Genomic DNA, 13,811 nt, shown 5'->3' with positions numbered 1-13,811 from the left:
TCATGGAATCCCCCGGGTCTCCAACGGGACCGGGGCGTTCAGGTTGCTGCTAGCCGGAAGATTGCCGGTCTTCCCACTCCTCGGCCAGCTCGTCCCAGTAGTCGGCGCTCAATCGCCGCCGCCCGTGCGCCAGCCAACCCTCGGCGCTCCGCTCCACGTGCAGCCCCAGTTCCGCGAACGGGTCGATCCACGCGCCGGGCTCCGCGCCCAGCCGAAGCAGCGCCGCGTTGAGCGGCCACTCCGCTCGCGGTCCGTCGAAGACCGTGTCGAGCCGCGGGCCCCAGCTGAGCGTGCCGCCGAGCCAGACCGCCGCCGACTGGTAGCCGGCGCCCCCGAAGAACTCCGCTTCCAGGTAGGCCACCGGCCCCTGCCGCGACCAGCGCGCCAGCACCTCGCTCAGCGCCGGCGAGAGGACCAGGTGGAAGGGGTGCTCGGCATCGCGGTCGGCGACCGAGAAGTCCGGCAGCGCGCCGGTCAGCTCCGCCACCAGCTGCGGGGTGACCGGCAGCAGCGCGAAGTCCTGGCGCAACTCGCCGAGCACCGCGTGGTCCAGCTCGGCGGTCTGCTCCGCGAGCAGCGCGGCGTCCGCCACCACGGCGCTGAGCTGGTAACTCATCCGAACCCTCCGGCATCCACAGGCTGTGGATGGAACATGTGTACGACGGCCCGCGGCACGGGGATCGCGGCCTTCCAGTCGCGGTGCCCCCGGCTTCGTTGACGGATCCGCCGCCGGGCGTGCGGCCCGGGGCCGGCGGAGCGTCGCTGCCTCGGGACATCATCGACCCCGGCGCAGCCGGGGCACGGCGGAGGCCCGTCGCCGGAGCGGGCGGCCGGCCGGTCAGTCCCGCCCGGCGACGCGCGCGACGAACGCCCGCCAGGCCGCGGGCGCGAAGACGAGCGCCGGGCCGGTCGGGTCCTTGGAGTCGCGGACGCCGACCACGCCGGGCAGGTTGTCGGCGACCTCCACGCAGGCGCCGCCGTTGCCGCTGCTGCGGCTGCTCTTGCGCCACCGGGCGCCGTTCAGCTCCATGTCTCCGCCACTTCCCTGATCAGGTCGACTGACTGCCAGTGGGAGAGCGAGAGCGCCTCGCCGCGCACGTTCTCCCACGCTGCCATCATGGCCGCGAGGTCGTCCGGGTCGCTAACCACTTGCCCCTGGAGTTGGTTGTCGAGATAGCCGGCGACCCGGTGGTCGGGACCGTTGGCGATGACGAACGGGCCGTTCAGGCCGGCGTAGGCACCGACCGTCGACGGCACGACGTGGATCCGCACGTGCGGCTCGGCGCACGCCGCCACCAGCGCCCGCAGTTGCTCGTGCATGGTGGCCCGGCCGCCGACCGGCCGACGCAGCACCGCCTCGTCCACCACGGCTGTCAACTGCGGCGGGTCGTCCCGCTTCAGCACGCCCTGCCGGGCGAGCCGCGCCATCAGGTGCCGCTCGACATCGGCGCGGGGGATCAGCCCGGCGCCGCCGAGCACGGCCCGGGCGTACGCCTCGGTCTGGAGCAGTCCTGGCAGGACGATCGACTCGAACCAGCGCAGTGACACCGCCTCCCGCTCGATCTCCTGCCAGGGGCGGAACCAGATGGGGTCACGACGTCTCGAAGTGTCCGGCCAGATGTCTGAGATGTCCTTGTGCAGGGCCTCCGCCGCCGCCACCCGGTGCCGTGGATGCGGGATGCGGTCCTCGGTCAGCCATCGGCTCACGGTCTTCGGGTCGACACCGACTCGTTCGGCGAGGGATTCGATCGTGTGCCCGGTGTCGCCGAGCGCCACCCGGAGCGCGTCGTTCACGGACCCTCCCATCGGATGTCTCGAATATCCGGTCACCATACCGCTACGCCCTGTATCTGTCTGACCACCGACGGGAAGGTGGGTGACGCGACGCGTAGGACAGGAGAGTGGTCGTGGCAGAAGCGGTGTGCGGACCGACGCCCGAGGTGGCGCGGCGGAACAAGTCGACAGTGGACCGGCTCACGTTCGGTGTGGCCATCCGGGTGCCCGCCGAGGCGTACCGCACCGGCGAAGGACCGCTGACCCTGCTGATCACCGAGGTGCTGGGGCGCGGGCCGTTCCAGGGCGCCGAGTGGGCCGAGGTACGCGGCCACGAGGTGCACCCGGACGGCACCCTGCGCATCCGGCAGTCCTGTGCCCTCGTCCGGGTCGACCAGGCCCGGCCCGTCGAGGTGTGGTCGTGGTGAACCGCCGGCGCGACCACGCACCGACCCGCCCGACCTGGCGCTGCGCCGCCTGCGGCATCGCCTGGCCCTGCTCGCCGGCGAAGCTGCGGCTGCTCGGCGAGTACCGGCACGACCGGGCGGCGCTGACCGTCTACCTGGCGACGCTCCAGGCCGAGGCCGCCGAACACCTCGCCGCGCTCGACCAGGGCCCGCTCCCGGTCGACCTGACCGACCGCTTCGTCAGCTGGGCCCGCCCCCGCGGGTAGCCCCTGCGCGGCAGGCGGCCACAGCCGGCGGCGGGATGATCGACACCGTGCCGCCGATAGGGCGCTCCCGGGCACGTCGATACCGCCACCACTCTGAAACGACGTGGCCAGCACCGGCCGAGGCGAGCCCGGTGCGCCGAGGGGCCGGCCCCGCGGTGGGACCGGCCCCTCGGCGCCGCTCTGGCGAGCGCGCCGCTGTCCAACCAGCATGTCCGGCCGTGTAGGCCGTCAGAACAGCGGGCCGCCGCTCTGCGGCCCGGCGATCCGGAGCCCGTACCGCATGTGCCAGGTGACCTCGGTGCGCATGGTCTGGCCGCTCCACGAGGTGTTCTTCGGGGTGAGCGCGCCGGGGGAACCGGGGAGCGGGACCCCGTGGATCGGGACCAGAGACCCGCCCGGGTATCCGGGGATGTCGCCGCTCACCTCTTCGCCGACGGACCCGACGAGGGCGTCGAGCCCGCCGGTGCCGTCGAGGTTCAGCACCGCGACGGAGGCGCCGAACTTGTCCCCGCGCTCGGCGGTGTCCGGCACGACCGCGTGGTTCTGGTCGAACCCCTGCGCCCCGGTCCCGGTCAGCCCGGCGGCGGAGCCCTTGAGCAGGACGACCATGCCGGCCTCCGACTGGGAGCCGATGTCCTCGCCGGGGACGCCGATGAGCAGGTCCGCCTTGCCGTCGCGGGTCACGTCGCCGATCGCGAGCGCCCCGCCGAAACGGTCGTCGTCCCCGGGGTCGCCCGGCACCCCGGCCGTACGCTGCGTGAAGATCCGTACCGCGCTGGCCGACAGGCCGCCGGTGCGGCCGGTGAAGACCGCGACGAGCCCGCCGTTGATGTGCGGGGTCTGCGCGCCCGGCGCGCCGGCGACCACCTCGCCGAGCCCGTCGCCGTTCACGTCGCCGATCGCGAGCACCTCACCGAGATACCAGGGGATGGTGTTGACGTCGCCGGTCGCGGGGCCCACGGCCGCGCCGGTGACCGAGGTGGCGCCGGTGGTCGACACCCCACCCGGCCCGCCCCACATCAGGGTGACCATGCCGGTCCCGTCCCAGGACGCGCCGTCGTTCTCCCGGGGAGCGCCGATGACCAGGTCCTGGTACCGGTCGCTGTCGACCTTCCCGATCGCCAGCGAGAAGCCGAACTGGTCGTTGCTCTCGGCCGCCCCGGGCACCGCTGCCAGGTCCTGGTGAAGGTGCTGGGCGCCGGTGGTCGTGAGGCCGGTCGCCCCACCGAACAGGACGGTGACCGCGCCAGCGTCCGCCTTGCTCCCGACCGACTCCCCGTACGCGCCGATCGCGAGGTCGTCGCGGGCGTCTCCGTTGATGTCACCGGCCGCCAGCGCGGCGCCGAACCGGTCGTAGTTCTCCGCGGTGTCGGGAAGCCCCGGCGAACTCTGGTTGAAGTGGATCGCCGACTCCGCCACCAGGCCGGCCTTGCTGCCCGGAATGATCCAGACCCCGCCAGCGTGGGTCTTGTTCCTCGGGTCCACCTCGTCCAGGTCGCCGATCGCCAGGTCGTCGTAGCGGTCGCCGTTGAAGTCCCCCGCCACCAGGGCCAGGCCGAAGCAGCCGCAGCCACCGTCGGAGGCAAGGGTGCCGATGAAGTAGTCGACCTGCGGCGCGGACGAGTAGCGCACGGAGACGATACTCGTCGGGTTCTCGGGCAGGTTGTAGTTGAGGGGATCACTGGTGGCCGCGACGTCGTCGACGCCGTCGCCGTCGAAGTCGGATCGGGTGCCGCCGAACCCTCGCATCGGGGTGCTCGGCTTCGCCACCCGGTGGTGCACGAGGGAGACGCCGTCCCGGGTGATGGTCTGGACGCCCTCCGCGGCCTGCGCCGGGACACCGAACGTCAAGCCGGCCAGGACAGCCAGCACGGATACGCCTGCGATGCGTCCACGCATCAGAACCCCCGCTCTCCATGGATGCACCGACACCGTAGAGGGGCGGGATCACGTCCATAACCAGGCGAACGGGCAGGGCGGGCGACTATCGGGCACGCCCGACCACCAATAGGACGGCGGGCTCCGCAGGCAATGCCACCTCAGCGAGCCCGGCCCAGCCTCGCCGCCCGGGCCAGAGCCACCGCGGCCGCCCGGTCCGCGACGCCCAACACCGGCGGGGATCAGGGTCAGGTGGTTCCGCACCCGTCTCCTGTGCAGGGTGCCTGGAAGTCCCCGCGAAGGCCCGAGCCCACACAGCAGACATCCGCTCAGGAGGGGCGGCTGATGGACCGCGAGTCGCAGCAGGCCGCAGATGGTCCGTGCAGGGTGGTAACGCTGGTTAGCGGCCGAGAGTGCGGTAACGGAGGTGAACGACGCCGTTCTGGAACCGGCGCTCGTCGAGGAGCGCGAAGTCGGCGCGCGCGCCAGTAGGCAGCCCCGGCTTGCCGCCTCCGACGGCCGTGGGCCAGACGAATAACTGGCACTCGTCAACCAGTCCAGCCCGCATGGCTTGCGCCGCCAGGTTGGCGCCTCCAACGGTGATATCCCTGCCGGCGGTGGCCTTCAGCTGGTGTACGACGGCGGGGTCGAAACGGCGCTCCAAGCTGGTGCTGGCCGTTGACACCGCGGTGAGAGTCGTGGAGTAGACGACCTTGTTCGCCGCTTGCCAGGCGCTGGCGAAGTCAGCCGTGAGGCCGGACTGGGCGGCTAGAGCAGTGTCGGTCTCCCAGACAGCCATCGATTCGTACAGGCGCCGCCCGTAGAGGAAGGTACCCACGGACCGCAGGAGGTTGGTGGTGAACGTGAATACCTCGTCGTCGGGCGGGAACCAGGCGAAGGCTCCACTTTCGTCCTCGATATAGCCGTCAAGCGACACGTTAGTCACGTAGATCAGCTTTGCCATGCCTCTACCTCCCGGTGCACGGAGGACCCGATGGGGATGTCACCCTCGCCTGCTAGCTGGTTGGGCAACACGGGTCGGGCGGACGTCTCCGCCTCTCGCCCGTTCTACGAACGACTCGGCCCGGATCCGACGCCATCCTGAGAAAAAGTTCCACCGGATCCTCGGCTGGTCGACGCGAGCCAGCGGTGTCCGCTTTTGCCGCTGTCCGGGCGTCTTGACCGGTATCGAGCATGGCATGCCCAGCGACAGGCGGCCCGCCAGTTACGCACCGGACTACGAGAGCGCCGATGGAGACGACGAAGGGCCGGTCCCGCACGGGACCGGCCCTTCGTGCTGCTCTGGCGAGCGGAGGATACGAGATTCGAACTCGTGAGGGTGTTAACCCAACACGCTTTCCAAGCGTGCGCCCTAGGCCTCTAGGCGAATCCTCCGCCGAACAGGATACAGGTCCCCGCCGGATCGCCCACCCCACCACCCCCGGTGGACCGCCCCGCGGTCGGGTACGCTTGACGCACCCCCCGTGCGGCGTGCATCTCGTGAACCTCCCCAGGGCCGGAAGGCAGCAAGGATAAGCGGGCTCTGACGGGTGCACGGGGGGCCTTTCTGTCTGCCGGCCCCGCTACCCTCGCCGTATCGGCGATCCGACGGTGTCCCGGGCACCGCGAAACCGCCCTGTCCCCGAGATCGTGTCGATCAGCCGCGACGACGGCCCCGGGCCCGGCGGGGTGGGTGGTCAGCCGGGGCGGACCGGCGCAGAATGGCTCGGTCGAGAGGAGGCGGGACGAGTGGCGCTGGCGCTCTACCGCAAGTACCGGCCGCGCACCTTCGCCGAGATGATCGGCCAGGAGCAGGTCACCGAGCCGCTGTCGCAGGCGCTGCGCAGCGGCCGGCTCAACCACGCCTACCTCTTCTCCGGCCCGCGCGGCTGCGGCAAGACCTCCAGCGCCCGGATCCTGGCCCGCTCGCTCAACTGTGAGCAGGGCCCCACCCCCGAGCCGTGCGGGCAGTGCGAGTCCTGCCGCTCGCTGGCCCCTGACGGCGGCGGGTCGATCGACGTCATCGAGATCGACGCGGCCAGCCACGGTGGCGTCGACGACGCCCGCGAGCTGCGCGAGAAGGCGTTCTTCGCGCCGGCCCGCAGCCGCTTCAAGATCTATATCATCGACGAGGCGCACATGGTCTCGTCGGCCGGCTTCAACGCCCTGCTCAAGCTGGTCGAGGAGCCACCGGAGTACGTCAAGTTCATCTTCGCCACCACTGAGCCGGAGAAGGTCCTCGGCACGATCAAGTCGCGGACCCACCACTACCCGTTCCGGCTGTTCCCACCGAAGGTGGTCCGGCCGTACCTGGAGCAGCTCTGCGAGGCAGAGGGGGTCAAGGTCGAGCCGGCGGTCTTTCCGCTGGTGGTGCGCGCCGGTGGCGGCAGCATGCGGGACAGCCTCTCCGTGCTCGACCAGCTCATCGCGGGCGCCGGCCCGGAGGGGATCAGCTACTCCCGGGCCGCCGCGCTGCTCGGCGTCACCGACTCGGCGCTGATCGACGAGATGTGCGACGCGCTGGCCGCCGGTGACGGCGCGGCCGCGTACGCCACCGTCGACCGGGTGGCCGAGGCCGGCCACGACCTGCGCCGCTTCGCCTCCGACCTGCTGGAGCGGCTGCGCGACCTGATCGTGCTCCAGCAGGTGCCGGACGCCGCCGCCAAGGGCCTGATCGACGGCCCGGCCGACCAGATCGAGCGGATGACCGCGCAGGCCCAGCGGCTCGGCCCGGGCACGCTGTCCCGCTGCGCCGACATCGTGCACAACGGGCTGGTGGACATGCGCGGCACCACCGCGCCCCGGCTGCTGCTGGAGCTGATCTGCGCCCGGATGCTGCTGCCCGGCGCCGACGACTCGACCGGCGGCCTGCTCCAGCGCCTGGAACGGATGGAGCGCCGGCTCACCCTGGGCGGTGCCGACCTGGCCCCGGCCGCCGCCAGCGCCGCGCCGGTCGCCAGCGCCGCGCCGGTCGCCAGCGCCGCGCCGGTCGCCGACGTCCCGGCCGTACGCCCGGCGCCGCCCGCCCCGTCCGCGGCTGCCGCCGCGCCGCACCCGGAGACCGCCGGCACGCCGGCGGCTGCCGCCCCCGGAACCTCGGCGACCGCCCCGCACCCGGCTCCCGGCGCCGGCGCGGCCGGTTCGCCCGCGCCGATGGCGGCCGGAGTTGCCCGCCCGGCGGCGCATCCCGCCGACGCGCCGGTCGACGACGCCACCCCACCCGCCGCCCGGCGGGCGGTGCGCCCGGAGGCGGTGATGCCCGACCCGGCCACCCCCGAGCCGCCCCGCCCCGGCGCGTCGGCTCCCGGCGCGCTCGACGCGGTCGCGGTACGCCGGGTCTGGCCCGAGGTGGTCGGCAAGGTCAACCGGACCAACAAGCGGATCGCGGCGCTGATGCGCGACGCGGTGGTCCGCGACCTCGACGACGACACGCTGGTGCTGACCGTGAAGTCGGCGGTGCTGGCCAAGATGATGTCCGACCACGCGGCGGTGCTCACCGACGCGCTCTACGAGGAGTTGGGCGGGCGCTGGCAGATCCGCTGCGAGGTGGCCGGCGAGCGGGGCGGCGTGTCGCTCTCCGGCCCCCGCGCGGCGGCGCCGACCGCTTCCGCGCCCGCCCCGGCCCGGCCGGCAGCCAAGCCGAGCGCGCCGCCGCCGACCGTTCCCCGGGCCGGCGGCGGACGGTCCGGCGGTGCGGGTGCCGCCCCGGGCGACGACGAGGAGTGGCCCGAGCCGGCCCGGCCGGGCGGCTCCGGCGCGGCACCGGCCGGCGGGAACGCCGAGCCGGCGGGCGACTGGCCCGAGGCGGCCCGTCCCGGCGGTGCCCCGTCCGGCGGCGGATCTCCGGCCGGCCCGGGTGGCACCCCGTCCGGCGGCCCGGCCCCCGCGGCCCCGTCGACCGCCGCACCCGCGGCCCCGGCGAGCGCCCCCCGGCAGCCCACCGCCGGGCAGCCACCGGCCAACACCGGCGGCGCCCCGGTGAGCAGCGCCATCGCGGCGGCCCGGGCGGCTGCGGCCGGGCGTGGTGCGCGTACCGACAAGGGGGCCCGGCAGACCGCGGACGCCGACTGGGCCGGTGAGCCGCCGTACGACCCGGACTACGACGGGCCGGTGCGGCCCGGCGCGGCCCGGCCGGCGGCCCCGGCGACCCCGGTCTACGAGGGTTTCGACCCGGGTGACGAGCCGCTGGACGAGGTCATCGACGAGAAGACCGCCCGGGAGTCGAGCGAGGAGCAGGCGGTCCGGCTGCTCCGCGAGGCGTTCGGCGCCGAGAAGATCGACGAGTTCGACGCCCGGTAGGTCGGTACACGGGCCCAGCGCCCGGGCCGGCGGATCGCGGCGGGCGGCGGCACCGGTGGCGGCGGCCCGTTCCGGCTGGACCGGGACCGTCCGGGGGATCGGTGCCGTGATCGTGCGCCGGGACCTGCTGCCGGGGAAGCGGCGAGCGGGGCGGGGCCGGTCACACCCGGCGACTAGGCTGGGCGGCGGCCGAGCAGACGAGTGCGAGAAGGAGCCATCCCGTGCGCCCAGGTGGACAGCCGAACATGCAGCAGATGCTGAAGCAGGCGCAGAAGATGCAGCAGCAGATCGCCAAGGCGCAGGCCGAGCTCGCCGAGGCCGAGCTGACCGGCACCGCCGGTGGTGGGCTGGTGACCGCGACCGTGGCCGGCACCGGTGAGGTCAAGAGCATCAAGATCGACCCGAAGGCGGTCGACCCGGAGGACGTGGAGACCCTGGAAGACCTGGTCGTCGCGGCCCTGCACAACGCCGCCGAGGCGGCCCGCGAGCTGACCGAGCGGAAGATGGGCCCGGTCGCCGGTGGCATGGGCGGCCTCGGCCTGCCCGGGTTCTGAGCGGCCGATGTACGAAGGTGCCATCCAGGACCTGATCGACGAGCTGGGCCGGCTGCCGGGGGTGGGCCCGAAGAGCGCCCAGCGGATCGCCTTCCACGTCCTGTCCGCCGATCCGGCCGACGTGAACCGGCTGGCCGGCGCGCTGCGCAAGGTCAAGGAGCTGGTGCGGTTCTGCACCACCTGCTACAACGTCGCCGAGAGCGAGCAGTGCCGGATCTGCCGCGACCCGCGCCGCAGCGACGAGGTGCTCTGCGTGGTCGAGGAGCCCAAGGACGTGGTGGCGATCGAGCGGACCGGTGAGTTCCGCGGCCGCTACCACGTGCTCGGCGGGGCGATCAACCCGCTGGAGGGGATCGGGCCCGACAATCTGCGCATCCGGGAGCTGATGACCCGGCTCGGCGGCGGCGCGGTGCGGGAGCTGATCCTGGCCACCGACCCGAACACCGAGGGCGAGGCGACCGCGACGTACCTCGCGCTGATGGTGAAGCCGATGGGCATCGCGGTGACCCGGCTGGCCAGCGGCCTGCCGGTCGGCGGCGACCTGGAGTACGCCGACGAGATCACCCTGGGCCGGGCCTTCGAGGGCCGTCGGGCCGTCTGAAACTCCGCGATGGCCGGCGCCGGGTGACCGGCGCCGGCCATCGGCGTACCCGGCGCGGGTCCACTGTGTGTTCTGACATGTGGGCGAACCAGGCGACGATCGATGTAACAAATTTGCATCGCTGAACCCGGACAAAGCGGCCCTTTGATGGCGGTCCGGAACGGCCTTAGGCGCGGGGCGCATCGGTTAAGACACGATCCGGTACCAACCGCTTCGTCAAGAGTTTCCCGCAGTCCCGGACGGAAGCTAAGGTCACCGCACATCGGTGACCCCTGTCACCACGTTGTCCGTACCCCCAAGGACGAGGTGAAGCACCATGCGTGCATCCAGGCCGAAGGCCGCGATCGCGGCCGTCGCGGTCGCGGCCCTCGCGGTAGCAGGCTGCGCCGAGAGCAACCGCGATGACAGTTCCGGCGGTAGCAAGAAGGACACCCTCGTCTTCGGCGTAGCCGGAGACCCGAAGGTGCTCGACCCGAGCATGGCCAGCGACGGTGAGTCGCTGCGCGTCGCGCGTCAGGTCTTCGAGACGCTGGTCCGTCCCGAGGAGGGTGGCACCAAGGTCTCTCCCGGGCTCGCCGAGTCCTGGACTCCGGACGCCGCCGGCACGACGTGGACCTTCAAGCTCCGCTCCGGCGTGAAGTTCCACGACGGCACCGACTTCAACGCCGAGGCCGTCTGCAAGAACTTCGACCGCTGGTACAACGCCAAGGGCCTCATGCAGAGCCCCGACGTGACCGCGTACTGGCAGGACGTCATGGGCGGCTTCGCCAAGAACGAGGACCCGGAGCTGCCGCCGAGCCTCTTCAAGTCCTGCACCGCCAAGGACGCCACCACCGTCGACCTGGCCTTCACCCGGGTCTCCAGCAAGATCCCGGCCGCGCTGATGCTGCCGTCGTTCTCCATCCACAGCCCGGCTGCGCTGGAGAAGTACGACGCCAGCAACGTCACCGGCACCGCCGAGGACATCAAGTACCCGTCGTACGCGATGGAGCACCCGACCGGCACCGGTCCGTTCAAGTTCAAGTCCTGGGACGTCGCCAACAAGACGCTGACCCTGGAGCGGAACGACGACTACGCCGGTCAGAAGGCCAAGCTGAAGACCCTGATCTTCAAGACCATCTCCGACGAGAACGCGCGCAAGCAGGCGCTGCGCTCCGGCGACATCCAGGGGTACGACCTGGTCGGCCCGGCCGACGTCGAGCCGCTGAAGAGCGAGGGCTTCAACGTCCTGACCCGCCCGGCGTTCAACATCCTCTACCTGGCGATCAACCAGAAGGGGAACCCGAAGCTCGCCGACATCAAGGTCCGGCAGGCCATCGCGCACGCGCTGAACCGCCAGGCGCTGGTCGACTCGAAGCTGCCCCCGGGCGCCAAGGTCGCCGACAACTTCATGCCGGACACCGTCGAGGGCTGGAACGGCGACGTCACCAAGTACGACTACAACCCGGAGAAGGCCAAGCAGCTGCTGGCCGAGGCCGGCGCGACGAACCTGACCCTGCGGTTCCACTACCCGACCGAGGTCACCCGGCCGTACATGCCGAACCCGAAGGACATCTTCGAGCTGCTCTCGGCGGACCTCAAGGCGGTCGGCATCAACGTCCAGGCCATCCCGCTGAAGTGGAGCCCGGACTACCTGAACGCCACCACCTCCGGCAACAAGCACGACCTGCACTTCCTCGGCTGGACCGGTGACTACGGCGACGGCTACAACTTCATCGGCACCTTCTTCGACCGGCCGAAGGACGAGTGGGGCTTCAACAACAAGGCCCTGTTCGACCAGTTCAAGGACGCCGACACCACGGCCGACATCGCGGCCCGGACCGAGAAGTACAAGGCCATCAACAAGGCCATCATGGACTTCCTGCCGGGTGTCCCGGTGTCGCACTCGCCGCCGGCGATCGTGTTCGGCAAGGACGTGACCGGGGTCAAGGCGAGCCCGCTCACCGACGAGCGGTACGCCAACGCCGAGTTCAAGTCCTGACCTGACGCAAGGAACGCGGGCGGGCGCTGGATCCTTCAGCGCCCGCCCGCGACCCTCCGCACACCCCTTTCGAGGCCACCGTGTTCCGGTTCATCGTCAGACGCCTGCTCCAGCTGATACCGACGCTGTTCGGGCTCTCCCTCCTGCTCTTCATCTGGCTCCGCCGACTGCCCGGCGGTCCCGAGACCGCCATCCTCGGTGAGCGCGGAACGCCCGAGATGCGTGCCGCCATCCGCCGCAACATGGGCCTGGACGAGCCGATCCTGGTGCAGTACGGCCGGTTCGTACGGCGGCTGATCCGCCTCGACCTGGGCACCTCGACCTCCACCAAGCGCGCGGTCACCACCGAGTTCCTGGAGCGCTTCCCGGGTACCGTCGAGCTGACCGTGATGGCGCTGGCGATCGCGATCGGGCTCGGCATCCCGCTGGGCTACCTGGCCGCCCGCCGCCGCGGCCGGCTGCTCGACCACGCCTCGGTCGGCGGCTCGCTGATCGGCATCTGCATCCCGGTCTTCTTCCTGGCCTACGTGCTCAAGGCGATCTTCTCGGAGAACCTCGGCTGGTTCCCGTCCAGCGGCCGGCAGGACCCGACCCTCGGTGCCACCCGGATCACCAACTTCTTCGTCCTCGATGGCCTGATGACCCGCGAGTGGGACGCGGCCGCCGACGCGCTCTGGCACCTCGTGCTCCCCGGCGTCGCGCTGGCCAGCATCCCGCTGGCGATCATCGTCCGGATCACCCGGGCCAGCGTGCTGGAGGTGCTCAACGAGGACTTCGTCCGCACCGCCGAGGCCAAGGGCCTGACCGAGCGCACCGTCCGCCGCCGGCACGTGCTGCGCAACGCCATGCTGCCGGTGGTCACCTCGATCGGTCTGCTCACCGGCGGCCTGCTCTCCGGCGCGGTGCTGACCGAGACCGTCTTCGCCTTCAGCGGCATCGGCGCCTTCATCTACGACGCCATCGGCCAGCGCGACTATCCGGTGCTGATGGGCTTCATCCTGATCATCGCGGTGGTGTACGTGCTGGTGAACCTCATCGTGGACCTCTCCTACAGCCTGATCGACCCGAGGGTGAGGGTCCGATGACGATCACCAGCAACAAGAAGGACAAGATCGACCGGCTCGCCGAACTGGCGTCCCGGGACGACGAGCGGGGCGTCAGCCTCTGGCAGGAGGCGTTCCGCCGGCTGCGGCGCAACCCCGCCGCGATCATCGGCGCGGTCATCCTGGTGCTCTTCGTGCTGATCGCGGTGATCGGGCCGTTCTTCGTCCCGTACGGGCCGACCGACGCGATCGGCATCCGCGACGGCGTGGTCAAGTCGGGGCAGGGCATCATCCCGGGCGCCTCCGGCGACCACTGGCTCGGCTACGACCACCAGGGCCGCGACGTGTTCAGCCGGATGATCGTCGGTGCCCGGCAGACCCTGCTGGTCGGCGTGGTCTCGACGCTGATCGGTCTGGCCATCGGCGCGCTGGTCGGCGGCGTCGCCGGCGCCGCGGCCGGGCTGGGCGGCCGGTGGGGCCGGGCCATCGACACCGCCCTGATGCGGGTCATCGACATGATGCTGGCGCTGCCCAGCCTGCTGCTCGCGGTGAGCATCGCCGCCCTGCTCGGGGCGAGCCTGGTCACCGTGATGATCGCGGTCGGTGTGGTCTCGGTGCCGGTCTTCGCCCGGCTGCTGCGCGGCTCGATGATCTCCCAGTCGCACAGCGACTACGTGCTGGCGGCCACCTCGCTGGGCGTGAAGAAGTCGAAGATCGCCATCACCCACGTGGTGCCGAACTCGCTCGCCCCGGTGATCGTGCAGGCCACGCTGACCCTGGCCACCGCGATCATCGAGGCTGCCGCGCTCTCCTTCCTGGGCCTGGGCAACCCCGACACGGCCGTACCGGAGTGGGGCGTGATGCTCGCCGACGCGCAGCCGTACCTTGGCATCCGGCCGGCGCTGGCGATCTACCCGGCGGTCGCGATCATCATCACGGCGCTCGGCTTCACCCTGCTCGGTGAGGCGATGCGCGAGGCCCTCGACCCGAAGCTGCGGAAGTAGGTCAG

13 protein-coding genes, 1 tRNA gene and 1 other RNA gene are annotated in these 13,811 nt (G+C 71.8%); 9 read left to right on the top strand and 6 right to left on the bottom strand.

The features are described 5' to 3' along the window. Window positions 1-49: 49 nt before the first annotated feature. From GA0070609_RS27610 to GA0070609_RS27600, 3 genes are all read right to left on the bottom strand, one after another. Entirely contained in the window at window positions 50-616 is a 567-nt protein-coding gene (locus GA0070609_RS27610; RefSeq protein ID WP_088996499.1) for a hypothetical protein, read from the bottom strand. Window positions 617-838: 222 nt separating this feature from the next. Then, window positions 839-1,030: a DUF397 domain-containing protein gene (locus GA0070609_RS27605; protein ID WP_088996498.1), complete on the bottom strand. Its 192-nt coding sequence runs from the start codon at window positions 1,028-1,030 to the stop codon at window positions 839-841. Then, a complete protein-coding gene (locus GA0070609_RS27600; protein WP_088996497.1) occupies window positions 1,021-1,794 on the bottom strand; it encodes a helix-turn-helix domain-containing protein in 774 nt (257 codons plus the stop codon). The genes GA0070609_RS27605 and GA0070609_RS27600 overlap by 10 nt, the downstream gene beginning before the upstream one ends. 113 nt (window positions 1,795-1,907) lie before the next feature. Here GA0070609_RS27600 and GA0070609_RS27595 point away from each other — a divergent pair, with 113 nt between their 5' ends. Next, complete coding sequence (locus GA0070609_RS27595) at window positions 1,908-2,201, top strand: hypothetical protein (protein WP_157748311.1); 294 nt, start codon at window positions 1,908-1,910, stop codon at window positions 2,199-2,201. Beyond that, the gene (locus GA0070609_RS27590) at window positions 2,195-2,446 is read left to right on the top strand and encodes a flavin reductase (RefSeq protein WP_088998001.1); all 252 of its coding nucleotides are present in this window, start codon (window positions 2,195-2,197) and stop codon (window positions 2,444-2,446) included. Before GA0070609_RS27595 ends, GA0070609_RS27590 begins: the two co-directional genes overlap by 7 nt. Window positions 2,447-2,674: 228 nt before the next feature. Here GA0070609_RS27590 and GA0070609_RS27585 read toward each other — a convergent pair whose 3' ends face one another. From GA0070609_RS27585 to GA0070609_RS27575, 3 genes are all read right to left on the bottom strand, one after another. After that, on the bottom strand, window positions 2,675-4,297 hold the full coding sequence (locus GA0070609_RS27585; protein ID WP_231928433.1) for a hypothetical protein: 1,623 nt from the start codon (window positions 4,295-4,297) through the stop codon (window positions 2,675-2,677). Window positions 4,298-4,724: 427 nt separating this feature from the next. Further along, window positions 4,725-5,288 (bottom strand): dihydrofolate reductase family protein, encoded by a 564-nt coding sequence (locus GA0070609_RS27580; RefSeq protein ID WP_088996494.1) that lies wholly within the window; start codon window positions 5,286-5,288, stop codon window positions 4,725-4,727. A gap of 346 nt (window positions 5,289-5,634) precedes the next feature. Beyond that, a tRNA-Ser gene (locus tag GA0070609_RS27575) sits at window positions 5,635-5,719 on the bottom strand. An 81-nt stretch (window positions 5,720-5,800) separates the two neighbouring features. Here GA0070609_RS27575 and ffs point away from each other — a divergent pair. From ffs to GA0070609_RS27540, 7 genes are all read left to right on the top strand, one after another. Next, an RNA gene (gene ffs / locus GA0070609_RS27570) (signal recognition particle sRNA small type) lies at window positions 5,801-5,891 on the top strand. Window positions 5,892-6,073: 182 nt separating this feature from the next. Then, entirely contained in the window at window positions 6,074-8,623 is a 2,550-nt protein-coding gene (locus GA0070609_RS27565) for a DNA polymerase III subunit gamma and tau (RefSeq protein ID WP_088996493.1), read from the top strand. A gap of 245 nt (window positions 8,624-8,868) precedes the next feature. Continuing rightward, complete coding sequence (locus tag GA0070609_RS27560) at window positions 8,869-9,177, top strand: YbaB/EbfC family nucleoid-associated protein (protein WP_231928927.1); 309 nt, start codon at window positions 8,869-8,871, stop codon at window positions 9,175-9,177. A gap of 7 nt (window positions 9,178-9,184) precedes the next feature. After that, window positions 9,185-9,778 (top strand): recombination mediator RecR, encoded by a 594-nt coding sequence (recR, locus tag GA0070609_RS27555; protein ID WP_088996491.1) that lies wholly within the window; start codon window positions 9,185-9,187, stop codon window positions 9,776-9,778. Between the two features lie 316 nt (window positions 9,779-10,094). Beyond that, window positions 10,095-11,759, top strand: coding sequence for an ABC transporter substrate-binding protein (locus tag GA0070609_RS27550; RefSeq protein ID WP_088996490.1), 1,665 nt, complete (start codon window positions 10,095-10,097; stop codon window positions 11,757-11,759). A gap of 80 nt (window positions 11,760-11,839) precedes the next feature. Beyond that, window positions 11,840-12,844, top strand: coding sequence for an ABC transporter permease (locus GA0070609_RS27545; protein ID WP_088996489.1), 1,005 nt, complete (start codon window positions 11,840-11,842; stop codon window positions 12,842-12,844). Beyond that, window positions 12,841-13,806 (top strand): ABC transporter permease, encoded by a 966-nt coding sequence (locus GA0070609_RS27540; RefSeq protein ID WP_088996488.1) that lies wholly within the window; start codon window positions 12,841-12,843, stop codon window positions 13,804-13,806. The genes GA0070609_RS27545 and GA0070609_RS27540 overlap by 4 nt, the downstream gene beginning before the upstream one ends. The last annotated feature ends 5 nt before the right edge of the window (window positions 13,807-13,811 follow it).

Source organism: Micromonospora echinaurantiaca, from assembly GCF_900090235.1.
Taxonomy (GTDB): domain Bacteria; phylum Actinomycetota; class Actinomycetes; order Mycobacteriales; family Micromonosporaceae; genus Micromonospora; species Micromonospora echinaurantiaca.
This window is presented reverse-complemented; position numbering and strand designations above follow the sequence as displayed.